At 65.9% G+C, this 22,668-nt stretch carries 22 protein-coding genes; 15 read left to right on the top strand and 7 right to left on the bottom strand.

Going from position 1 to position 22,668, the window contains the following annotated elements; genetic code table 11:
• Positions 1–259: 259 nt before the first annotated feature.
• Positions 260–643 carry a hypothetical protein gene (locus E6K76_09935; protein TMQ57680.1) on the bottom strand — a complete coding sequence of 128 codons (384 nt, stop codon included), beginning with the start codon at positions 641–643 and terminating at the stop codon, positions 260–262.
• A 249-nt stretch (positions 644–892) separates the two neighbouring features.
• Here E6K76_09935 and E6K76_09930 point away from each other — a divergent pair, with 249 nt between their 5' ends.
• From E6K76_09930 to E6K76_09860, 15 genes are all read left to right on the top strand, one after another.
• On the top strand, positions 893–1,447 hold the full coding sequence (locus E6K76_09930) for a MerR family transcriptional regulator (protein ID TMQ57679.1): 555 nt from the start codon (positions 893–895) through the stop codon (positions 1,445–1,447).
• On the top strand, positions 1,444–1,812 hold the full coding sequence (locus E6K76_09925; GenBank protein ID TMQ57678.1) for an iron-sulfur cluster assembly accessory protein: 369 nt from the start codon (positions 1,444–1,446) through the stop codon (positions 1,810–1,812). Before E6K76_09930 ends, E6K76_09925 begins: the two co-directional genes overlap by 4 nt.
• 25 nt (positions 1,813–1,837) lie before the next feature.
• Positions 1,838–2,608 (top strand): Fe-S cluster assembly ATPase SufC, encoded by a 771-nt coding sequence (gene sufC / locus E6K76_09920; GenBank protein TMQ57677.1) that lies wholly within the window; start codon positions 1,838–1,840, stop codon positions 2,606–2,608.
• Between the two features lie 28 nt (positions 2,609–2,636).
• Positions 2,637–4,046, top strand: coding sequence for a Fe-S cluster assembly protein SufB (sufB, locus tag E6K76_09915; protein ID TMQ57676.1), 1,410 nt, complete (start codon positions 2,637–2,639; stop codon positions 4,044–4,046).
• 13 nt (positions 4,047–4,059) lie between these two features.
• Entirely contained in the window at positions 4,060–5,454 is a 1,395-nt protein-coding gene (gene sufD / locus E6K76_09910) for a Fe-S cluster assembly protein SufD (GenBank protein TMQ57675.1), read from the top strand.
• 10 nt (positions 5,455–5,464) lie between these two features.
• Positions 5,465–6,703 carry a cysteine desulfurase gene (locus E6K76_09905; GenBank protein TMQ57683.1) on the top strand — a complete coding sequence of 413 codons (1,239 nt, stop codon included), beginning with the start codon at positions 5,465–5,467 and terminating at the stop codon, positions 6,701–6,703.
• On the top strand, positions 6,700–7,104 hold the full coding sequence (locus E6K76_09900) for an SUF system NifU family Fe-S cluster assembly protein (protein TMQ57674.1): 405 nt from the start codon (positions 6,700–6,702) through the stop codon (positions 7,102–7,104). The genes E6K76_09905 and E6K76_09900 overlap by 4 nt, the downstream gene beginning before the upstream one ends.
• 11 nt (positions 7,105–7,115) lie before the next feature.
• On the top strand, positions 7,116–7,427 hold the full coding sequence (locus tag E6K76_09895) for a non-heme iron oxygenase ferredoxin subunit (protein TMQ57682.1): 312 nt from the start codon (positions 7,116–7,118) through the stop codon (positions 7,425–7,427).
• 34 nt (positions 7,428–7,461) lie between these two features.
• Positions 7,462–7,749 (top strand): metal-sulfur cluster assembly factor, encoded by a 288-nt coding sequence (locus E6K76_09890; protein TMQ57673.1) that lies wholly within the window; start codon positions 7,462–7,464, stop codon positions 7,747–7,749.
• 5 nt (positions 7,750–7,754) lie between these two features.
• Complete coding sequence (locus E6K76_09885; protein TMQ57681.1) at positions 7,755–8,057, top strand: 4a-hydroxytetrahydrobiopterin dehydratase; 303 nt, start codon at positions 7,755–7,757, stop codon at positions 8,055–8,057.
• Between the two features lie 3 nt (positions 8,058–8,060).
• The gene (locus E6K76_09880) at positions 8,061–10,190 is read left to right on the top strand and encodes a CoA-binding protein (GenBank protein ID TMQ57672.1); all 2,130 of its coding nucleotides are present in this window, start codon (positions 8,061–8,063) and stop codon (positions 10,188–10,190) included.
• Positions 10,187–11,239 (top strand): phosphatase PAP2 family protein, encoded by a 1,053-nt coding sequence (locus E6K76_09875; protein ID TMQ57671.1) that lies wholly within the window; start codon positions 10,187–10,189, stop codon positions 11,237–11,239. The genes E6K76_09880 and E6K76_09875 overlap by 4 nt, the downstream gene beginning before the upstream one ends.
• Positions 11,202–11,846 carry a signal peptidase I gene (lepB, locus tag E6K76_09870; protein ID TMQ57670.1) on the top strand — a complete coding sequence of 215 codons (645 nt, stop codon included), beginning with the start codon at positions 11,202–11,204 and terminating at the stop codon, positions 11,844–11,846. Before E6K76_09875 ends, lepB begins: the two co-directional genes overlap by 38 nt.
• 73 nt (positions 11,847–11,919) lie before the next feature.
• Entirely contained in the window at positions 11,920–14,490 is a 2,571-nt protein-coding gene (locus tag E6K76_09865; GenBank protein TMQ57669.1) for a hypothetical protein, read from the top strand.
• Between the two features lie 16 nt (positions 14,491–14,506).
• A complete protein-coding gene (locus tag E6K76_09860) occupies positions 14,507–15,661 on the top strand; it encodes a VCBS repeat-containing protein (GenBank protein TMQ57668.1) in 1,155 nt (384 codons plus the stop codon).
• On the opposite strand, the gene E6K76_09855 is transcribed toward E6K76_09860, so the two are convergent.
• From E6K76_09855 to E6K76_09830, 6 genes are all read right to left on the bottom strand, one after another.
• Positions 15,621–15,941, bottom strand: a complete 321-nt coding sequence (locus E6K76_09855; GenBank protein TMQ57667.1) for a hypothetical protein — start codon at positions 15,939–15,941, stop codon at positions 15,621–15,623. The two genes, E6K76_09860 and E6K76_09855, sit on opposite strands and share 41 nt — an antisense overlap.
• A 201-nt stretch (positions 15,942–16,142) precedes the next feature.
• Positions 16,143–16,643, bottom strand: a complete 501-nt coding sequence (locus tag E6K76_09850) for a hypothetical protein (protein TMQ57666.1) — start codon at positions 16,641–16,643, stop codon at positions 16,143–16,145.
• Positions 16,644–16,845: 202 nt separating this feature from the next.
• Positions 16,846–17,295 (bottom strand): hypothetical protein, encoded by a 450-nt coding sequence (locus E6K76_09845; GenBank protein ID TMQ57665.1) that lies wholly within the window; start codon positions 17,293–17,295, stop codon positions 16,846–16,848.
• 76 nt (positions 17,296–17,371) lie between these two features.
• Positions 17,372–18,655, bottom strand: coding sequence for a glycoside hydrolase family 1 protein (locus E6K76_09840; protein ID TMQ57664.1), 1,284 nt, complete (start codon positions 18,653–18,655; stop codon positions 17,372–17,374).
• A 21-nt stretch (positions 18,656–18,676) separates the two neighbouring features.
• On the bottom strand, positions 18,677–20,065 hold the full coding sequence (locus tag E6K76_09835) for a hypothetical protein (protein TMQ57663.1): 1,389 nt from the start codon (positions 20,063–20,065) through the stop codon (positions 18,677–18,679).
• A 239-nt stretch (positions 20,066–20,304) separates the two neighbouring features.
• Positions 20,305–22,245, bottom strand: a complete 1,941-nt coding sequence (locus tag E6K76_09830) for a hypothetical protein (protein ID TMQ57662.1) — start codon at positions 22,243–22,245, stop codon at positions 20,305–20,307.
• Between the last annotated feature and the right edge of the window lie 423 nt (positions 22,246–22,668).

The following is a 22,668-nucleotide window of genomic DNA, read 5'->3' as shown; positions in this document are numbered from 1 at the left end:
CCCTGGCCGCGGCGCTCGCGTCGATGGGAATCCCACGCATAGCGCCCTTGGGGGCGCTCCAGCGTCCCTCCCTGGGGGGAACGCATGGCGGGGTGCACCGGCTGCTGCCGTTCTTGCGGTGGACAACGGTCGAGAGCGGACCCGGCTCGTCTTCGGCGTCCCGTCGTCCCGGCGCCCGATCCGCGCACGCGAGGGGGGCGCGGTCGTCAAAGCGAAGGCCGCATCGCCCAAAACGAAGGTCCGGCCGGCTGCGCTAGATCTACTGAACCACGAGCGTGTCGGTCATGGTCGGGTGAATGGAACACTCATATGGGTACGTCCCAACCGTGTTCATCTGGATCGGAGCGCTGGTTAAGCCTCCGCCGATGAGTCCGGTATTCCACTGGCCGCCGGCGGGGCCTCCGGTCGAAGTGGACGTATGCGTAGTGCCCCGCGTGTTGTGCCAGGCCACCGTCTTACCCACGAGGACAGTGTGGGTCCCACCGAACGCCCCCGGTCCCGAGTCCGCGATGATGTTGATCGTTACGTCGGCACCGCCGCCACCGCCGGGTCCCACGGGGTTTGATTTCTTCTTGCACGACAGTGCTGTCAGGCCGAGCGCGAGGATGAGGACGGCAAGCAGAGCGCCCACGAACGATTTCATGAAAAGGACCTCCAGATGATGAGGGTTTCCGGCTCGCATCACTATAACACCGCAGAACCCTGGGCGGTGGTCCCGCTGTCGGCGGTGCCCGCAGCGTCCATGAGTTGCGAATCGGGCGCGCGTCATTTACATCTAAGCACATAACAATAAACAAGTTACATTCAGCTGAGATGCGGGAGGAATCAGCTCAGCACCTGACGCCAGCCTGCCGAAATTTTAGTTAGACTCTAACCTTTGCGTAAGAGTAAGATGTTGAGCAGGAGGGATCGTATGGAAGCCGCTATTTCGAAGCATCTCAAGGTCGGAGACCTGGCAAGGCAGACCGGGAAGTCGGTCCGGGCGCTCAGGCTTTACGAGGAGCTCGATCTGCTCCATCCGGTGGCGCGCAGCAACGGGGGCTTTCGGCTCTACGACGACTCCGCCCTCAGGCGAATCCGGTGGATCGAGCTCTTGCAGGAAGCTGGGCTCTCGCTCCATCAGATTCAAAGCCTGCTCAAGGCCTGGCACGGGAGCCGGTACGGACCCGAGGCCATGGACGTCGTGCGCGAGACGTTCCAGAAAAAGCTCGCGGAAACGCGTGAGGCGATCACCCGGCACGAGGCGCTCGCGCGCGAGCTGGAAGGAACGCTCGAGTACCTGCGCACCTGCCAGGTGTGCCGGCCGCCGCGGACGACACAGCAAGACTGCCCGCATTGCCCCGAGGATCACGGCATGAAGGAAGAGCCGGCGCTCGTCGCCGGTTTCCATACCGACCCGGGCCGGTCCGAAAGGATCGTGCTCCCTATCGCGCCGGAGATCCCATGAGCGCACCCCACAGCGGGACCCGCGACTCCCAGGAGACGCGCTCGATCTCGATGACGCAGGCCGCCGTGGACTACGTGAAGCGTATCCGCGCGAATGAAGGGAAAGAGGGGCAAGCGCTCCGCATCGGGGTCAAGGCGGGAGGATGTTCGGGCTTCAGCTACTTTCTCGGCTTTACGACGGAGCGTCGCGGAAGCGACACCGCGTTCGAATACGACGGGCTTACCGTAGTTGTGGATCCGCGCTCGCTGGACGTTCTCGCGGGAACGGAGGTCGATTACCAACGCGGGCTCTTGGGAGCCGGCATCCAGTTCAAGAACCCGCGCGTCAAAAAGACATGTGGATGCGGGGACAGCTTCACACTGTAGCCCCGGACGAAAACGGAAGGAGAACATGAGCACCACACCGACGCTGGAAATTCGAAATCTGCACATCGCGATCGACGGGAAGCCCATTTTGAAGGGCCTTTCCCTGGCCGTGAGCAAGGGCGAGATCCACGCCCTGATGGGACCGAACGGATCGGGCAAGAGCACGCTCGCGAACGCGCTGATGGGGAATCCCAAGTACGAGGTGACCGAAGGAACGATCCTCTACAAGGGGGAGGATGTCCTCGAGCTTTCCCCGGACGAGCGCGCGCGGAAGGGCATTTTCCTCGCGTTCCAATACCCGACGGCCATCCCGGGCGTGAGCGTCGCGAATTTCCTCCGGAACGCGCTGAACGTGCGGCGGAAGGAGCTGGGCGAGGAGAAGCCCATCCCGCCCAAGGAATTCCGGACGCTCGTCAAAGAGAAGATGGCTGTGCTCAGGATGGATGAGTCGTTCGCGGGCCGTTACCTGAACGACGGTTTCTCGGGCGGCGAGAAAAAGCGCGCGGAAATCTTGCAAATGGCCGTGCTGCGGCCCGAGATCGCGATTCTGGACGAGACCGATTCGGGGCTCGACATCGACGCGCTCAGGATCGTATCCGAAGGCGTGAACGCGCTCACGGGGCCGGATCTGGGGGTGCTCCTGATCACGCACTACCAGCGGATCCTGAACTACATCAAGCCGCACTTCGTCCACGTGCTCGTGGACGGGCGGATCGTCAAGTCGGGGGGCGCCGAGCTGGCGCTCGAGCTCGAGGCGCAGGGATACGACTGGATCCGCGAGGACCAGGCCGCTTGATCGCGGCCCGTCCAAAGGAGATAGAGCCATGATTCACCAGCCGACACTGGATATTCGGGAGGGTTACAAGGAGAAGTACGGCTTCCACGACGAGGAGAAGGCGGTATTCAAGACACGCCGCGGCCTCGACAAGGACGTCGTCGCGCAGATCTCCGACATCAAGAACGAGCCGGCCTGGATGAAGGAATTCCGGCTCAAATCACTCGAGCAGTTCGAGAAGAAGCCGCTGCCGCGCTGGGGCGGAAAAGTCGAGGAGATCGACTTCCAGAACATCTATTACTACCTGAAGCCGGCCGAGGAGCAAGGAAAGACCTGGGACGAGGTCCCGGCCGACATCAAGAAGACCTTCGATCGTCTGGGCATTCCCGAGGCGGAGCAGAAGTTTCTCTCCGGCGTGGGCGCCCAGTACGACTCCGAGACGGTCTATCACAAGATCAAGGCATCCCTCTCCGAGAAGGGCGTCATCTTTCTCGACACGGGCACAGCGCTGAAGGAGCACCAGGAGCTCTTCCGGGAATACTTCGGAACGGTGATTCCTCCCTCGGACAACAAATTCGCCGCGCTGAACAGCGCGGTATGGAGCGGCGGGTCTTTCATCTACGTGCCCAAGGGCGTCAAGGTGGATCTCCCGCTTCAGGCGTATTTCCGGATCAACGCGAAGGACATGGGGCAGTTCGAGCGGACGCTAATCATCGTGGACGAAGGCGCGTGGGTGCACTACGTCGAGGGCTGTACCGCCCCGACCTATGCGAGTGATTCGCTTCATTCCGCGGTGGTCGAGATCATCGTGAAGCGCGGCGCCTACTGCCGCTATACGACGATCCAGAACTGGTCGAACAACGTCTACAACCTCGTGACGAAGCGTGCGATGGCCTACGGGAACGCCCGCATGGAATGGGTGGACGCGAATCTGGGCTCCAAGCTCACGATGAAATACCCGAGCGTCTATCTCATGGAGCCGGGCGCCCACGCGGAGATCCTCTCGATCGCGTTTGCCGGCAAGGGCCAGCATCAGGACGCCGGCGGAAAAGCGGTCCACGCGGCCCCGAACACCACATCGAGCGTGGTCTCCAAGTCGATCAGCAAGGACGGCGGCCGCGCCGGTTACCGGGGGCTGATCAAGGTTGTGAAGGGCGCGAAGGGATGCAAGTCCACGGTGCGCTGCGACGCGCTCCTCCTGGACGAGCGGTCCCGGTCGGACACGTATCCCTACATGGAGATCGAAGAGGACCAGGTGACGATCGGGCATGAGGCGACCGTTTCGAAGATCGGCGACGAGCAGATCTTCTATTTGATGAGCCGCGGGATTCCCGAGGCGGAAGCCTCGGCGATGATCGTGAACGGGTTTATCGAGCCGATCACGAAGGAGCTTCCCATGGAGTACGCGGTCGAGATGAACCGCCTGATCCAGCTGCAGATGGAGGGATCGGTCGGCTGACCGCCCGCCCCTCATTGTGGCCGCGCCAACCAATGGAGAAGCAAGCGTGAATCCATCCGATACCCTAGCGCCTCCGCGGACCCGCGATTCGCTTCGCGTCGGCGCTTTGACCCGAGCCGAGATCGCGGAGTTTTCCAAGAGGGCGGGCGAGCCGGAGTTCCTCGCGCGGCGCCGCGCGGAAGCGTGGGCGTACTGCGAGAAGACCCCGTTCCCGGCGCGCACCGAGGAGCTGTGGCGCCGCACCGACATCAGCTCGCTCCAATGGGACCGGGTGCTCGCGACGCGCGATCCCAACCCGGTGGTGACATCGGCGAACGAGCTTCCCGGGACCCTGAGGGCCGAGATCGGCCCCAAGGGGGAGCGGTCGGCCCTTCTGGTCCAGCTCGACTCCAACGCGGTCTTGATCGATCGCGATGAGGAGCTTGGAAAGCTTGGAGTCCTGATCCTGCCGATTCTGGAGGCGGCACGCGCGCATCCCGCGCTCCTCGAGCGGTTCCTCGGGCGCACGGTTCGTTTCGACGAGAGCCGCTTCACCGGGCTTTCGGCCGCGCTCGAGGGCGGCGGGGCCTTCGTCTACGTTCCGGACGGCGTGAAGGTGCCGCGGCCGATCCATCTGCTCTTCTCACGCCAGACACCCGATCTGGGAACCTTCCCGCACGTGGTCTTGGCGCTCGGGGGGCGGGCCGATGCGGCCATCATCGAGGAGTACGTGTCGCACGGCGAGCCCGGAGTCGGGGTGAACGTGGGTGCGACCGAGGTCACCGTCGGAGAAGGGGCGAGCCTTCACCTCGCCACGTTCCAGCGCTGGGGGGAAAACATCTATCACTTCGGGACCGAGCGGGTGCGCATCGCGCGCGACGCGCGGTTCCATTGGACCTACACGGCGCTCGGCGGCAAGCTCACCAAGCTTGATCTGGAGATGCACCTGGACGGGGAGGGGACGGAGGCCAAGTTCTCCGGCTGCTACTTCGGGAACGGGACGCAGCACTTCGACTTTCACACCTTCCAGAACCACAACGTCGGACACTCGGTCAGCGACCTCCTGTTCAAGGGCGCGCTCCGCGACCGCGCGCGGATGGTGTATCAGGGTCTGATCAAGGTGCACAAGGATGCCCAGCGCTCGGACGCCTACCAGGCGAACCGGAACCTCCTTCTCTCCGAAAGGGCGCGCGCGGACTCGATCCCGAGCTTGGAAATCGAGGCGAACGACGTGCGATGCACCCACGGGGCCACCGTGGGGCAGGTCGACGATGACCAGCTCTACTATCTGATGTCGAGAGGTCTCCCGCGGCCGGAGGCGGAACGGATGATCATCCAGGGGTTCTTCGAGCCGGTGCTCGAGCGGATTCCCGCCGAATCGCTCCGCGCGACGGTGACGGCCGCGGTGGAGCGGAAAGCCGCGGCGTGACGTGAAGGTCCTGGCCCCGGAGCATCACCTCGACTTCGGCGCGATCCGCAAGGATTTCCCGATCTTCCAGCAGAAGGCCCACGGGAAGCCGCTCGTCTACCTCGACAGCACGGCAACGACCCAGAAGCCGATCGCCGTGATCGAGGCTCTGGTCCACTACTACCGGACCTATAACGCCAACATCCATCGCGGCGTCTACGCGATCGCGGAGGAGGCGACCGCCCGTTACGAGCAGGTCCGCGAGAAAGTGGCGCGCGTCCTCGGCGCGCGCTCGCCCCGGGAGATCGTCTTCACCCGCGGGACCACCGAATCGGTCAACCTGGTCTCGAACGCGTGGGGCCGGAAGAACGTGGGCCCCGGCGACGTGATCGTGCTGACCGAGATGGAACACCACTCGAACCTCGTTCCATGGCAGATCCTCGCCAGGGAGCGCGGCGCCACGATCCGGTACATCCCGTTCGATGGGCAGGGGAGGCTGGATTTGAGCGGGCTCGACGCGCTGCTCGAGGGCCCGGTCAAGATCCTCTCGCTCACCCACATGTCGAATGTCCTCGGGACGGTGAACCCCGTCGCGGAAATCGCCCGAAAAGCCCACGCCCGAGGGGCGCTCGTGTTCGTGGACGCGGCGCAGAGCCTCCCGCACTTCGGTGTGGACGTGCGCCAGCTCGATTGCGACTTTCTCGCGTTCTCCGCGCACAAGATGCTCGGTCCGACCGGAGTCGGCGCGCTCTACGCCAAGCGCGAATATTTGGAATCGATGCCTCCGTTCTTGGGCGGCGGCGAGATGATCCGCGAGGTGAGGCTCGAGGGATCCACATGGAACGATGTGCCCTGGAAATTCGAGGCGGGCACGATGAACATCGCCGACACGATCGCATTCGGGACCGCGCTCGATTACATCGAGCACATCGGGTTCGAGGCGATCGCGGAGCACTCGCGCCGGCTGACCACGGAAACGATGGGGGCGCTGGGGGAGATCCCGGGCGTGACGATCTACGGCCCGCCGGCCTCCGAGCGCGGGGGCATCGTCGCGTTCACGCTGGACGATATCCACGCGCACGACGTGGCGACCGTTCTGGACCACGAAGGAGTCGCCGTGCGGGCGGGGCATCACTGCGCGATGCCGCTTCACGCGAAGCTCGGGGTTCCGGCGACGACGAGGGCCAGTTTCTACGTCTACAACCTGCCCTCCGATATCGAGGTCCTGGTGGAAGGGGTACGGAAAGCGAAGCAAGTCTTTCACCGATGAGCCTCGACGATTTCTACCGGCAGACCATCCTCGATCATTACCAAAACCCTCGCAATTGGGGCACCCTCGAGAAGCCGGACATCACCGCCCAGGACTCGAATCCCCTCTGCGGCGATGAGATCCGGATCGATCTCAAGATCAAGGATGGCAAGGTCGAGGCGGTCCGGTTCAGCGGCAAGGGCTGCTCGATCAGCCGCGCTGCTGCCTCCATGCTCACGGAGGCGATCGAGGGGAAAACGCTCGACGAGGTAAAACTGATCAATCGGGACGACGTTTTGGATATGCTTGGGATCGAGCTGGGGCCCGTCCGGCTCAAGTGCGCGCTCCTCGCGCTCAAGACCCTCAAGGTGGGGGTGTACGGCGTGCAGCAGAGTTGGCCCGGCGAGGAGGATGAGGGGTGAGCCAGGTGGCGGTGCGCTTCGTGCGCGTCGGAAACGTAAGCGACGTTCCCGCCGGGCGCGCGGAAGTCTTCGACGTCGAGGACCGGAAGATCGCCGTCTTCCGCCTCGAGGACGGATGGTACGCCATCGAAGACATCTGCACACACGACGGCGGGCCCCTCGCGGAGGGGGAGATCGAGGGGGACCAGGTGATCTGTCCCCGGCACGGCTCGCGTTTCAACATCAAGACGGGAGCCGTGCTCACGCCTCCCGCGGTCTCACCGGTCGAGTCGTTCCCGGTGCGCGTGGAAGGAGACGAGCTTTTCATCGGGCTTCCGGATTAGCCCGGGCTTGAGGCCCGCAACCGGCGAGGAAATCATGGCGACCGAAGAAGAAATCAAGACCGCGTTGGAACAGGTTGTCGATCCCGAAATCAACCTGAGCATCATTGAGCTCGGGCTGGTGCGCGAGATCGACCAGAGCACCGAGCCGCTCGTGGTTCGAATGCTGCTGACGACCCCGTTTTGTCCCTACGCTCCGCAGATCATCCAGCAGGTGAAGGAAGTCGTCAGCACCGTGACGGGCAAGGCCGCCGACGTGGAGATCCTGGCCGAGCAATGGACCCCGGAAATGATGCCCGACCCCGGTCTTTTGGGTCGCTGGTAGGAGGGATCATGCCGAAGCTGTCCCAGGCCGACCTGGATCGAGCGCTCCGCGATCTCCCGGGCTGGAAGGTGAAGGACGGCGCGATCACGAAGGCGTTCCGGCACGACTCCTTCCCCGAGGCCGTCCTATTCGTGGGCGCGGTGGCGCACCTGGCGGAGCTCGCGAACCACCATCCCGACATCGACATTCGCTACTCCAACATCACGCTCGCTCTCGTAACGCACGATCAGGGAGGGATCACCGACAAGGATGTGAGTCTGGCTCGCCGTATCGAGGAGATCCGCAAGAAGGCCGGGGTGCCGGCGTAGCGAATGTCCGCACTGGAACCGCTGCTGAAGCCCCGGTCGGTCGCGGTGATCGGCGCCTCCCGGCGCCGTGACTCGATCGGCGGGGCGATCCTCCATAACCTGATCGAGCAGGGGTTTCAGGGACCCGTGTACCCGGTCAATCCCAACGCGACCCACGTGCAGTCGATCGCCGCCTACCCGAGCGTGGGCGCGATCACGGGACCCGTCGATTTGGGAGTCATCGTGATCCCGGCTGAGCATGTGCTCGAAGCCGCGACGTCTTGCGGCGAGAAGGGCGTCAAGGCGCTGATCGTCATCTCCGCGGGGTTCAAGGAGACCGGGGAGGAAGGGCGGAAGCGCGAGCGCGCGCTCGTGGAGGTCGCGCGCCGCTACGGTATGCGCCTCGTCGGGCCGAACTGCCTGGGGATCGTGAATACCGATCCGAACGTCTCGCTCAACGCCACCTTTGCGCCCGTGGCTCCTCCGGCGGGACGGGTCGCGTTCTCCTCGCAGAGCGGGGCCTTGGGCCTCGCGATCCTCGACTACGCGCGCGGGCTCCATCTCGGCATCTCGCAGTTCGTGAGCGTGGGCAACAAGGCCGAGGTCTCCGGGAACGACCTCATCGAATTCTGGGAGAACGATCCGGGGACGGATCTCATCCTCCTTTACCTCGAGTCGTTCGGGAACCCGCACAAGTTCACGCAGCTTGCCCGCCGGGTCGCGCGCGTGAAGCCGATCATCGCGGTGAAAAGCGGACGCACGCCCGGCGGATCGCGGGCGGCCTCCTCCCACACCGGGTCGCTCGCCGGCTCGGACGCCGCGGTGGACGCGCTCTTCCGACAAAGCGGCGTGATCCGAACCGACACGATCGAGGAGCTGTTCGACACGGCCATGCTCCTCGCCTCCCAGCCCGTCCCGCTCGGCCCGAACGTGGCGATCCTGACCAACGCCGGGGGTCCGGGCATCATGGCGGCGGACGCGTGCGAATCGGCGGGGCTCTCGCTCGCGACGCTCGAGCAAAAGACGGCGAAGGGACTCAAGTCCTTCCTGCCCGCCGAAGCCAGCCTCAGGAACCCGGTCGACATGATCGCCTCCGCCGACGCGCCCTCCTACGAGAAGTCCCTTCGCCTGCTCGCGCAGGATAAGAATGTCGACGCGGTGATCGTGATTTTCGTGCCGCCGCTCGTGACCGGCGCGGAGGAGGTCGCGCGGGCGATTCTCGCGGGCGCCTCCGGGAGCAAGAAGCCGATTCTCTCCTGCTTCATGGGGAGCCACGGCGTTCCCGAGAGCCTGCGCTCCCTGCACGAGGGGCACATCCCCTCCTACGCCTTCCCCGAATCGGCCGCGCAAACCCTGGCGAGGGCGGTCGGATACGGCCTCTGGCGCGCCAAGGGTCCGGGGAAGGTGCCCGCGGTCGAAGGGATCGGGACCGACCGCGGGCGCGACGTCATCGCGCGGGCGCTCTCCAACGGCAAGCCCGGGCCGCACTGGATGGACGCCGAGACCATGAACGAGCTATTCCAGGCCTACGGGATCCGGACGAATCGGTCGCGTCCGGCGGGAAACCGCGGCGAGGCCGCCTCGGTCGCGAAGAGCATCGGATTCCCCATCGTGCTCAAGGTGCGCTCGCCCGACGTGGTCCACAAGACCGAGGTGGGCGGCGTGCGGCTCCGTCTCGGGAGCGAGGAGGAAGTGGCCCGCGCCTTCGACGCGGTCCGGACCGCTCTGGCGCGCGAAAAGCCGAACGCCCGCTTCGAAGGAGTGACGGTCGAGCCGATGGTCCTCGGGGGTGTCGAGACGATCGCCGGGATGACCCGTGATCCTTCCTTCGGGCCGGTCGTGCTCTTCGGGCTGGGGGGGATCGCCGTGGAGCTGCTGCGAGACGTCTCGCTTCGGGTCGCGCCGCTCACCGATCGTGACGCCGAGGAGATGGTGCGAGAGATCCGCGGGTTCCCGCTCCTCGACGGATACCGGGGTGCGCCGCGTTCGAACGTGCCGGCGCTCCTGGATCTCCTTCACCGGGTCTCGCGGCTTGCGATCGACCAGCCCGAGGTCCAGGAGCTCGACCTGAACCCGGTGGCGGTGTTCCAAGGGGAGGCGCCGTGCGTCATCCTCGACGCGAGGGTTCGCCTGGGCCGGGAAGGAACGGCGTGAGCCGGCTTGGGGAACGATGGCGTCGCGCGGTGTTCGCGCTCAGGCCGGAGGAGTGTGCGACGCTCCTGCTCTTCCTCCCGATGGCGTACACCCTCGCGCGCATGAGCGCCACACGGGCGGACCTTCTGGACGGGCCGGCGGCGGCTTACCCGGGCGCCTACGCGCGCCTGCTCGTGCTGCTCGCCTCGACCGCGCTCTTCCTATGGATCGTCTGGGCCAGGCCCCACTGGAAGCTCCTTCGGGACGGGATGCCGTTCGTTTTCTGCGCGAACATCTACGCCAACCTTCACGATCTGATCCACTTCTTCCACGCGTCCGACATCACGAACACCCTCTACCAATGGGATCTCTCGCTCTTCGGGTTCGAGCCGACGATTTGGGCGGAGCGCTTCGCGAACCCGCTCCTCACCGATTTCTTCACCGTGTGCTACTGGCTCTTCTACGTGCTCGGTCCGATGCTCGGGCTCTTCCTGTATCTCAGGAAGGACCACCGGGCGTTCCGTTACACCATGGTCACGCTCGTCCTCTGCCTGTATCTCGGATATATCGGGTACGTCGCCTGGCCCGCGTCCGCGCCGAGGCTCTTCATGCCGGGCGCCTATTTGGTTCCGCTCCACGGCTCGCCGCTCCTGGATTTCACGCGGAAGGCCACCGTGGTGATCCCGCTGACCGCCCACGGCGCCTTTCCGTCGCTCCATTGCGCGGTCGCGCTCTTGGCGGTTCTCCTCGCATGGCGGTACCAGCGCTGGTTTTTCTGGGTCCAGCTTCCCTTCGCGACGGGCCTCATTGTCGGCACGGTCTATTTGCGCCATCATTGGGTCGTCGACATCCTCGCCGGATTCGTTCTGACCTTCGCGGCCTACTGGGCCGGGCCCCGGGTCGAGGACTGGTGGAGCCGGCACGCGGCGGGAAGCCAGCGCCCGGCCCTCGCCCAGCAGACGGATGCCGCCCAGCCGGTTCGGGAGCCCGAACCGACGGCCCGGGTCGCGGCCAAGGTGATGGAGTCCTGGATTGAGCGCGAAGAGGAAACCAAAGTCGAGCTTTCGTGAGTGGCTCAAGACCCTCACGATCGGAATCCTGGCCGTGCTCGTATTCCGCGGCATGGTGGCACAGGCCTACCAGATCCCAAGCGGATCGATGGAGCGGACGCTCCTCGTCGGTGATTACATCTACATCAACAAGATGCTCTACGGGCCCGAGATCGACATCAATCTGGCGGGCCATCACTACTTTCATCACCGGTTTCCCGGGTTCAGGAGGCCGGTGCCGGGAGACATCATCGTCTTCCGTTACCCCGTGGATCCCCGAAAGGATTTCATCAAGCGCTGCGTCGCGGTCGAGGGGCAAACGGTCGAGGTGAAGGACAAGGTCCTCTACGTCGACGGCAAGAGGCAAATCGAGCCGTACGTCATCCACGAAGACGATCGCGTGCTGCCCCGAGGCGCCGGAAACCCGCGCGACAACTTCGGGCCGATCCTCGTGCCGAAGGGGCACATCTTCATGATGGGGGACAACCGCGACAACAGCCTGGACAGCCGTTTCTGGGGTCCCCTGCCGATCGGGTTCGTCAAAGGGAAGGCGATTTTCCGCTACTTCTCGTGGGACGGCGATCGGAATTGGCCCCGATTCAGCCAGATTCTTCGTCCCATACGCTGAGCGCGTTCCGCCGCGCATCCAGGGCGGTCGGCCCGCTCTAGGTGCCGGCTTTGGGTCCGGGTAGAATACCACCATGCTCCCCGCCGGCAAGACGCTTGCCCATTTCACGATCCTGGAACCGATCGGAGCCGGAGGCATGGGAGAGGTCTACCGGGCTAAGGACACGAAGCTCGGGCGCGATGTTGCGCTCAAGGTTCTCCCCGGCGGCCTCGCCGAGAGCCCCGATCTCCTCTCGCGCTTCGAGCGCGAGGCCAAGGCGCTCGCAGCGCTCAATCACCCGGGGATCGCCGCCATCCACGGTTTCGAGGAAGCGGGAGGCTCGCGCTTCCTCGTGCTCGAGCTCGTTGAAGGGGAGTCGCTCGAGCGGGTCTTGGCCCGCGGTGCCCTTCCGGTCGTAGATGCGCTGATGCTGGGCGGGCAAATCGCGGAGGCGCTCGCCGCCGCGCACGCCAAAGCCGTCATCCATCGCGATCTCAAACCCGCGAACATCATGATCACTCCCGGACGCAGGGTGAAACTGCTCGACTTCGGTCTCGCGAAGGCGTTCGCGGGGGAAGGAAGCGCGGCCGGCGCGGTTGGAGCGGCCGGGGCGACGATCGCGCTCGTGCCTTCCGGCACCGGTGCCGGCACGACCGCGCCGGGACAGATCCTCGGAACCCCCGCCTACATGAGCCCCGAGCAAATGCGGGGAGGGGCGGTCGGCCCCGGCGCGGACCTTTGGTCCTTGGGCTGCGTTCTCTACGAGCTTCTCTGCGGGGCGAGGGCCTTCCCCGGCGACAACGTCTCCGACACGATTGCGGCGGTCCTCGGGCGCGATCCCGATTGGCGTCTCCTCCCGCCCTCGACGCCGCCGGCCGTGGCGCGCCTGGTTGAGCGGTGCCTCGCGAAAGAGGTCTCGGGCCGCGAGCGGAGCGCGGATCAAGTATCGCGGGTGCTCTCCGAGGCGCTCGCGGGGCCGCGCAGGGGAGAAACCCCCGGCACGCCCGCCCATCCCAAGCTGACGCAGGCGACCTTCGCGGACGAGATCGAATCGTTTCCCGCGTGGTCGCCGGACGGAGCCGACCTCCTCTATTGCAAGGAAGTCGCCGGAACTCGGAAAATCTTCCGGAAGCGTTTCGGGGGAGAAGCCGAGCGGCAGGTGACGCGTGGAGACCACGATGACATCCTTCCGGCGTGGTCGCCGGACGGGCGCATGGTGCTCTTCGCGCGGGGCCGTCAGGCGCGGCGAATGCTCGAGCCGGGGGACGTGTTCGGCGAGTACGCGGACACCGACATCTATTCGCTCGACACGGAGACCGGCAAGGAGACCCTGCTCATTTCGAACGCATGCAACCCCGCCTTCTCCCCCGACGGGGCCCAAATCGCGGTCGATGCCGAGTGGGCCGGCCCTCGCCGCATCTGGATTGCGGATCGAAAAGGGCGAAATCCGACCCAGGTCACCACCGATACCTCGGAGGCCGTAACGCACATCCGCCCGAGGTGGTCCCCGGATGGAGCGATGCTCGTGTTCCAAAACGTGGAGCGGACCAAATTCGGCATTCGGCTCGTTCGGCTCCGCTCTCGCGAGCTGCTCTGGGTCACGAACGACCTCAGGCAAGATCTCCATCCCGTGTGGGGGCGCGCCGGACGGTTCATCTATTTCTCGAGCGACCGGGGCGGCGGCATCAACATCTGGAGGATGCCGGTCGCGAAGGACGGCTCCCCCACGGGCGGGCCGCAGCAGGTGACGACGGGCGCGGGGCAGGACGTCGAGGTCGCGCTTTCATCCGACGGGACCCGGATGGCCTTCACGATTCTGCGGCAGAACGCGGACCTCTGGAAACTTCCGGTCGCGCCCGATACGGGGCGCCCGACCGGCGCGCCGGTGAAGGTGATCGCGACGAGCCGCGAGGAGAGCCGGGGCGCCTGGTCCCCGGACGGATCCACGATCGCGTTCAACTCGGACCGCGGCGGGGACATGAACATCTGGCTTCTCTCGCTCCAGGAGGGTTCGGCGAAACCGCTGACCCGCGGTCCCGGAGGGGACTATCAGCCCAACTGGGCACCCGACGCGCGGTCCATTGCGTTTTTCTCGACGCGGGACGGGAGCCCGGCTGTTTGGGCGGTCGATTCCGAAACGGGGACCATGCGCCGTCTTTCGGGGAAAGGCGGCGTCGAGATCAATCCCTTTTTCTCCCCCGATGGGTCGCTCCTCGCATACCAGTCCGATCGGAGCGGCCGGCTGGAGGTTTGGGTCATGAATGCGGACGGCACGAAACCCCGCCAGCTCACCCACGTCGGCGTGGGCGGGCACTTCCTCCGCTGGACGCGGCGCGGGGATGGAATCGTGTTCCGTTGCCCCGGCCCCCCCGCGCGGGTCATGGTGGCGCCGCTCGACGGGGGCGAGCCGACCGCGCTTCCCGAGGTGCAGGGGGGCTCGCACATGTCCCTATCGCCTGATTTCTCTCGCATCATGGACGTCGTGGCGCACAAGGTGCTCTGGGTTTCCCCTCTTCTTGGCGGCGCGCCGGAGCGCGTGTTCGAATTCGAGGATCCCGACGTGAGGATCGACTATCCGGTCTGGTCCCCGGATGGCCGTTGGGTGCTCTTCGATCGGTTCCGGCCGCAGGGGGGCGACGTCTGGGTGATGGAAAACATCGAGTGAGCCTTCGCGCGCGTTCATGAACGGGATGAAGATGGCCGTCGTCACGGCGTCGGTCCTCGCCCTGGCCTCCCTGGATTCCCTCCCGAAAGGGGAAAACGCGCGCGGGGCGGCGGGACCTTCCACCGAGATCCGCTTCGATGGCGGCGTGGATTATCCTGCCGGCAACTATCCCTGCTCCGTCGCGATCGGCCGCTTGAACGGGGACCCGATTCTGGATCTTGCGATTGCGAACTACGGATCGAACAACGTCTCCGTGCTCCTCGGGAACGGCGACGGCACCTTTCAAGCGAAGCGGGAATTCCCGGCCTCGTTTCTTCCCTACACAATCGCCATCGGGGATCTCAATCAGGACGGCCGCGAGGACCTCGCCGTCGCGAACGAAGGGGCGGGCAGCGTGTCGGTGCTCGTCGGTGCGGGGGACGGCTCCTTTTCAGCCCGGGGGGATCTGAACGCGGGGGGAGGAGCCTATTCGATCGCGATAGGGGATTTGAATGCGGACGGGATGCCCGACCTCGTCGCGACGAATTTGAACCTCAATAAGGTCTCAGTCCTCCTCTCGCGCGGAGACGGCACCTTCCATCCGCCGTCGGGCTACCCCACGGCGCATGGTCCGCGCTCGGTCACGATCGCCGATCTCAACGCGGACGACGCACCGGATCTCGCCGTGGCCTGCTTCAACTCCAACTCGGTCTCGGTGTTGCTCGGGAATGGCGACGGCACGTTTCGCCGCCGGAGGGACTACCCCGCCGGCATCTCACCCTATTCGGTCGCGGCCGGATTTCTCGATGCGGACCGCCGGCCGGACCTGGCGGTTACGAGCCTGGTTTCGAATACCGTCTCGGTGCTTCTCGGGATGGGGGGTGGCTCGTTTCGGGGGAAACGCGCGATCGCCACGGGACGCCAGCCCTACGCTCTCGCGATCGTGGACCTGAACGCGGACGGCCGAGCCGACCTTGCCTCGGCGGACCTGGCGTCCAGTACTTGCTCCGTCTTGCTCGGGAAGGGGGACGGCGGATTCCGCCGGGCGGTTCTTCTCGAGACCGGGCGAAACCCTCAATCGGTCGCCGCGGGCGATTTGAATCGCGACGGATGGCCGGATCTCGTGACCGCGAACACCGCTTCGAACACCGTCACGGTCTTGCTGAATCGCGGGAGGTATGGTTCTCGATGATGTGCTTCACGAGGAGGTCCCGCGCCGGAATCCTCCTCCCCGAGGTCGGGTGCACCACCCGGACCTCGAAGCCGTAGCGGCCGAGTCCGAAGTGCCGCTCGATCTGACGCACGAGCCCTTCGACCCGGGCGTCCGCGCGGATCGTGCGCCCTCGGCGGCCCGCCCCGTGCGCGCGGACGAGCCCGGCGGTGAATCCATCCTGGTAGGCCCGCCGCATGAGCCGCTCGATGGACCGCCAGTGCGCGCGCTTGATCCTCTTCAATAACTGCGTTTGAGTCATGCCGCATCCCCCCCGTGCTTCGGTCGGCGTATCCAGACTCAATTCGGCGCAGCGGCCCGGGCCGGTGCATCACCGCCATTCCCGCGCCCCCGGCTTCATGTTTGATCCTACCGGATTTGCCCGGGCACGGGCGGGTCATCCCCCAAAAAATGGGGCCCGGTCAGGGCCCCTTATCCACAATCTACCCGAGCGGAGGTGTTGTTATCGGGTCTGCCACCGATCCCGGTCCCGATCGTGGCGATCGCGGTCGCGGTCCTGCCGGTCGCGATCCCGGTCCCGGTCACCATCCCGATCCCGCCACTCGCGGGCGCGGTACCTGTACCTTGGCTCGTCGCGGAATTCGCGCCAGTGCCTGCGATAGCGATACGGCATGTAACCGATCTGCCTCGGCACAGAACGATACCCGACATAGATCCACGGGCCCCGGTAGCTGCGTGAGCGATACCAACCGTCGTCGTAGTTGTAGTACCAGTACCTGCCGCACCGATAAACATCGTAGTCGTAGTCGGGGACGTAGTAGACGCGCGTGCCCGGCACCACGACAACATCAGGCTCATCGTAGAATACGACGTCGGGACCGCGGTATCGGTCACCAAAGTGCAAATCGACCGACACGCTGGTCCTCGCGGACGCGCTCGATGTCGGAGAGCTCAGCGCGAGCGCGCATCCCAGGCAGGCCATCCAATTGGATACCCGTCTCATGAGGTCCTCCTTCTCACTTGGTCGTTCGATCGCCCCCTCGGCGATCACCCCCCGTTATCTTTGCAATGCCCGTGCCACGGCCCGGGGCGTCGACAAGCGCCTCTAATCCATTGGCTAAGCAGATGTTATTCCCAGCCGGGTTTGCTCCCCATGTGGACTCGCCGTTCCAGGGGTGACGAACCGGACACAGGGGTCCGAGCATCTAGTCTCCACCGCCGTGCCCGCGGCCGCGTCCCTTATCGTGGCGGCGATCTTTGTGGTGGCCATAGGCGTGACCGTGGCCGGGAGACTCGCGCCAGTGCCTGCGGTATTTGACCGGCACGTAGACCACGGCGTGTGGCACCGACGGATACCCAATGTAGACATACGGACCATCGTAGCGCCGTGCCCGGTACCAACCCCCGTCGTAGTTGTAGTACCAATAACTGCCGTAGCGATAGATATCGTAATCGTAGTCACGGACGTAATACACGCGGGAGCCCGGGACCACCACGACGTCCGGCTCCTCCCGGAATACGAGCCTCGGACCCCGGTACGGATCTCCCACGCGCAGGTTGATCGAGACGCTCGTGTGCGCGCCCGCATTCGGCGCCGACCCGGTGAGCGCGAACGCCAGGGCCGAGCACGCGATCCAAGCAGACAATCGCCTCATGTTCTTTCCCTCCCATGTGTGAGCCATTGGTCTTGTCGCTAGCTGCCGCCGCATTTCGTGCCGGCCCCCACCCGAATCAGCGCCGGCGGCCAACCTCTTCGGCGTAGACCCGGGCGCTCTGCCTTGGGGAGCGGGGCCGATCCGCCCTCTCGAAGTCTACCGCGAAGAGCCCGAATCGTCCGTGGTAGCCGTCGTTCCATTCAAAGTTGTCGAGGAGCGACCAGTGAAAATATCCCATCACGTGCGCGCCGCGGGCGCGCGCCCGATCGAGCGCCGCAATGCTCTCGCGGATGAACCCGGGGCGTATCCGGTCGGTGGCGTCGGCGATGCCATTTTCGGTCACCATGAGCGGCAGGCCGAATGCCGCGCATTCGGTGAGCGCGCGCTCAAGACCTTCCGGGTAGACCTCCCATCCGAGATCGCTCAGCGCGGCGCCCGGGCGTGGCCGGCGCGCCTCTCCCTTTCCGAACAAGCTCACCATCCACCGGGTGTAGTAATTCACGCCGATGAAATCGGAGGAACCGCGCAGCGCATCGACCCGCCGGCGCACGGGGCGGATGCCGGGAATCGCGAGATGGATGGGATCGCCTCGCAGCGCGCGCGCGACCGCCACGTTGAAGACGCGGTGCTGGATCGCGGCCGATGCGTGGTCGGGAGGCCACCACGTCCGCAGCGGCTCGAGCAAGACCCAATGCTTCGCGACTCCGATGAGCGCCGGTATTCCGTCCCCGTCCGCGTCCGAGCGATCCGCCTCGCGCAACGCGACGGAAGCCAGCGCGTGCCCTTCCAGGAGATTCGCGATGACGTGGAGCGCGCGCGAGCGGTCCTTCACTCCCGGAGGCCAGGCCCCCTCGTCGTATCCGCGGAAGGCGAGAACCTCGGGTTCGTTGATCGTGATCCAGAGATCCACCAAACCGCCATAGCGCTCGCCGGCCAACCGGGCGAAGCGGACGAAGTGCGGGATGTTTTCCGCGACCTCCCACCCCCCGAGCGCGGCGAACCAGCGCGGATTCGTGAAATGGTGCAGCGTGACCATCGGCGCGATGCCGCGCGCCCGGCAGGCAAGAAGAACGCGGCGGTAATGCTCGATCGCCGACTCGTCGTAGCGCCCGAGGTCGGGCTCGATGCGGCTCCATTCGATCGAAAACCGATACGCGTCGAGGCCCAGCGAAGGCAGAAGGTCGAGGTCCTCTTCGTAGCGGTCCCAATGAAGGCAGGCGGCGCCCGATCGGTCCCCGTTCCGTATCTTTCCGGGAAGCCGCTCCCAATCCCACCAGTCGTTCCGGTCGTTCCCACCCTCGACCTGGTGCGCGGAGGTGCCCGTCCCCCAGAAAAAGCGCCTTTCGCTAGGTCCCGCCATGCACCTCCGGCGTTACGGCCGCTAGGGGGAGAAAAACCGACTCCCGAGCAGTGCCGCAAGGGCGGCGGCCTGTTCGCGGATCTCGGGAACCGCGGTCGTCTCCCAGAAGAGCCCCTTGAGCGGCGGCCCCAGGGTGAACAGCACCGTGGATGGTTTGCCGTCGGCGCCGATCAGCGCCCCGCGTTCGCCGGCGTCGAAGCCGAGGCCAAGCGGTCCGGGGCGGGCGAGCCCTCGCTCGAGAAGATCGCGGACCAGGGGGTCCCGGGACAGCCGATAATCCATCTCGGGTCCCGTGCAATTCACCACCAGACCCACATCGAATTTCCGCGCCGCACCCGCGCCGCGTCGCACCACGCTCACTTCGATCGAGCTCCGCCCCTCACGGACTCCCACGATCCGCCCGGCCTCAATTCGAAGCCGCCCGGAGCCGCAAAGCTCGGCGATCGTCTTCGCGTTTTCCGGCGCCATTCGGTGGCGGTGAACCTCCCAGTAGGGTCGCGCGTGTCTCAGGAAGCGCCTTCGCTCCCGTTCCGGCCACGATGCCCAGATCGGTCCGCTCTTCGGCCTGATCGAATCCACGACCGATCGCCACCCGACGCCGGCCTCGGCCGCGGCGCGCACCTCCTCACGCATCGCCCGAATGAGATGGCGCGGGCTCAAAGCGGGCGCGAGGGCGCGCGACTCCCACGCCGCGGGAAGCCGCTCCTCGTGCGGCAAAGGCAAGAGCCCGTGCGTCGAGACCGCGACGATGGGTCCGCGGTGGCGCCGGTGCTCGAGCGCGAGGGCGATATCCACCATGGTCAGGTTCGATCCGATGATCAATACAGGGTCGTCGGGTTTGAGCCCCTCGAGCGCCGCCGGATCCCAAGGGTCCTCCGCGTAGCGCCGGCTCGCGGGAAGAGACCCGTCTCCCAGCGGGTCCGACGGAGGCGGGTTTCCGATCGCGAGGACCGCGCAGCGCGCCGTGAGCGAGGACCCGTCGCGCAATCGGATACGCGCTCCCGGCTGGGCGGCCTCGATCGAGACCGCTTCCCCCACGAGCCGGACGAGCCGCGCGCGCGAGCTCTCGGCCGCAGCGCACAAGGTGTGCTCCACGTAAGTCCCGTAGACCCGTCGCGGGAGGAAGGTCGATTCCGAGGCGAGCGACGGCTCCCCGGAGCCTCCGTTCGCGAGCCATCGGAGCAGGTGATCGGGCTCGCCCGGGAGGGCGCTCATGCGGATCACGGGGACGTTGAGAAGGTGGCAGGGAAGCGAGGTCGTGAACGCGGTGCCCGGGCCAAACGGCGGCTTCCGCTCGAGCAGCAGAAGATCGAAAGGTCTGGCCGCGTTTCGCAGGAGGTGGGTCGCCGTGAGCGAGCCGGTGAAGCCGGCACCGACTACGGCGACGCGAGGCGTTTCGGTCAATCCCATGCTGTTGGCCGGAGAGATCGCTCCATCGGACTTGGCGAGTGGGGTCCGGGTATTATCGCCGCACCGCGTCCCGCGGGCCAGCAGGAAACCGGAGGCCCTCTGGAGCGATCAGCCGGGCACGCGGGAAGAAATCGCCGGCTGTTGGCGCCGCTCAGCAGCCCAACATCCAGAGCGGCGCCAACATCAACAGAAGATACGTCAAATACTGGACGACCGGATCCGTTGAATCCACGACCTGGCTATCGCAAGAACATGAAACGACCCGATCTGCGTTGGGTCCCGACCTCCAGTTTGCTGAAATAGATCCCGGACGTCACCGTTCGTCCGCGCGAGTCCGTTCCGTCCCACGGCACGCGATGCACGCCCGCCGGCATGGGCCCCTCGATCAGGGTGCGCACGAGCCTACCCCCCACGTCGTAAATGCGCAGGACGACGCGCGAGTCGGCCGGGAGCGCGAACCCGATTTCGGTGCGCTTGGAAGCCGGGTTCGGACGCGCGCCCAGGAGCATCGGCGCGGCCACGGCGCCTTGCGATATGACCAATTCCGGGTTGAACGCCGTGACCGGAGCGGCCGTTCCGCCCGCCGTACCGGCTTTCACACCAGTGAGCCGGAGGGTGCCCGGTCCCGAGGGTCCCGGCACCCGCTCGAGCGCGACCTGGACGCGCAATGTACGCCCCGCCCCCGAGCCGGCAGCCGTCGTGTAGACGATCGCGTGCGCCACGCCGGCTATGTCTGTCCCCCATTCGAGGTGGTCCTGGGTGGTCGCCTCGACGAGCTTCAGCCCGCGGACCCGAACCGGCGCGCCGTTCCGATCGAGCGAGAACTGGGCACCACCCCAATCCTGGGCCGTGTTGATCTGGACCGTCGCGAACCCCTCGACCTCGTCGATCCAGCGCACCGGACCCGCGAAGCCGATCGCGTTTTCCCCTTGGGAGACCGCGCCGATTCGAAGCGGCTGCACCGGCGCCGTTCCCGGCTGGACGCCGACGATCTTCCGCACGCAGCAGATCACGTCCCGGATGTCGATCGAGCCGTCGCCGTTGCAGTCCGCTCGGGCCGCGACGCTGTCCGGGCACGCCGAGGAGGAATCGCTCCCGCCCCCCAGCGCGCAGCGGACGAGCCGGATCACGTCGAGCACGTCGGATACGCCGTCCCCGTTCAGGTCGCAGCCCGAAGAAGAGGTTACGCAGATGAAGCCGTCCGGGACCGGCTGGAACGTCAGGCAGGCAGGGATCGCATCTCCGGCCGGATCGGCGACGATCGTCGCGAGGTCGAGGACTCGGAACGTTTGTGGGGTGGTTTCAGGCGCGATCGAGTAGCAGATCCGGATCACCGGTCCGTCACCCGAAGGGATCGAAGCCCCGCTCGTCGTCGAAAAGAGAATGATCCTGGTCTGCGATCCCTCCGCGGTCCAGCTTGCCTGGAATCCCGCGGCGCGCCCGATCGGATCGACCGAGACCGCATGGATCAACGCTCCGTCCGCGGGCGTGCCTCCATCGGGGTCATAGACCGCGAGCGTGGTCTGGAGGCCGCCCACCGGCGCCGTGTTCATCAGCGTCAGCGCGAGACAGGCGGTGCCTCCGGGAGGCGCCACCGTCGTGCAGCGCGTCGGGGGTATCGGAGGGCGGGGTCTGTCGGGGGCGAAACCCAGGATGTAGCAGCCCTGGGTCGGGCCGCAGGCCGGGGTCGCGTTGACGGAGAAGCTCGTGCTCGCGAAGCTCTCACTGATGACCGAGTCCGTGGAATCAGGGGCAAACGGGACCACGCGCTCCCTTGCGCCCACGATGTACTCCCCGAGGGGGAGCTTCCCCACATGGAAGGAGCGTGAGTAGGGTGTGATGACGAGCGGGCATGGCCCGGCGATTTCCGGGTTCGGCTCCCGAACCGTGATCTCCACCTGAAAGCGAAAGGGGCAAGGCCCGGGGCGCATGCACGGGATGGGCTCCGGCCCCTTGATCGTGGCGCCGACGACTTCGTAGCAAGGGCCCGGCATATCCCCTTCCGCCGTGATCGAGATGGAATCGCACGGCGTGGGGTTTGCAGGCGCCACGGTCACCTGCTTGAGCGTCGCGCCCGCGGGGGATGCGAGCGCTATAGAACCGAAGAGCCAGACACCCATCGACGCCGCCCGGCTGAGCAGACGGCGGACATCTCTTACGACTTGGATACGTGGGTCCATAGCCAACCCCCTGACTTCCCTACCGGCCCGGCTCAAAGACGGATCAGAAACGCGCGAAGGCCCCGCTCACGTGCGTCCTGAGCGCAAGCGGAACCCATTTGGCCGGCCCGGAAATCCGGTTGGAGCAACCGGCAACGCCCAAGATACACAGGACCAAAGCGGCGAGAACCGGGAGGGGCAGGGTGGTGCACTGGGGTTCAAGCCTTTTCGTCTCATGGCCTTCGATCTCCCGAGCACAGGTGCATGGGCCGGCCCCCTCGCTTGTGTCGAGGAACCAATCTATACTACCACCGCTCATTCAAGCTTCAAACAGCCCGCCAGGAGGCGTCGATGCGGCACCATCGTCCTACCCTTCCCATGGCCCTTTTCTTCGCAATATTTTTCCTCGGCCCGACGTCCGCGAAGACCGCCGGCGCCTCGGGC

This window comes from Candidatus Eisenbacteria bacterium (assembly GCA_005893275.1).
Taxonomy (GTDB): Bacteria; Eisenbacteria; RBG-16-71-46; order SZUA-252; family SZUA-252; genus WS-7.
This window is presented reverse-complemented; position numbering and strand designations above follow the sequence as displayed.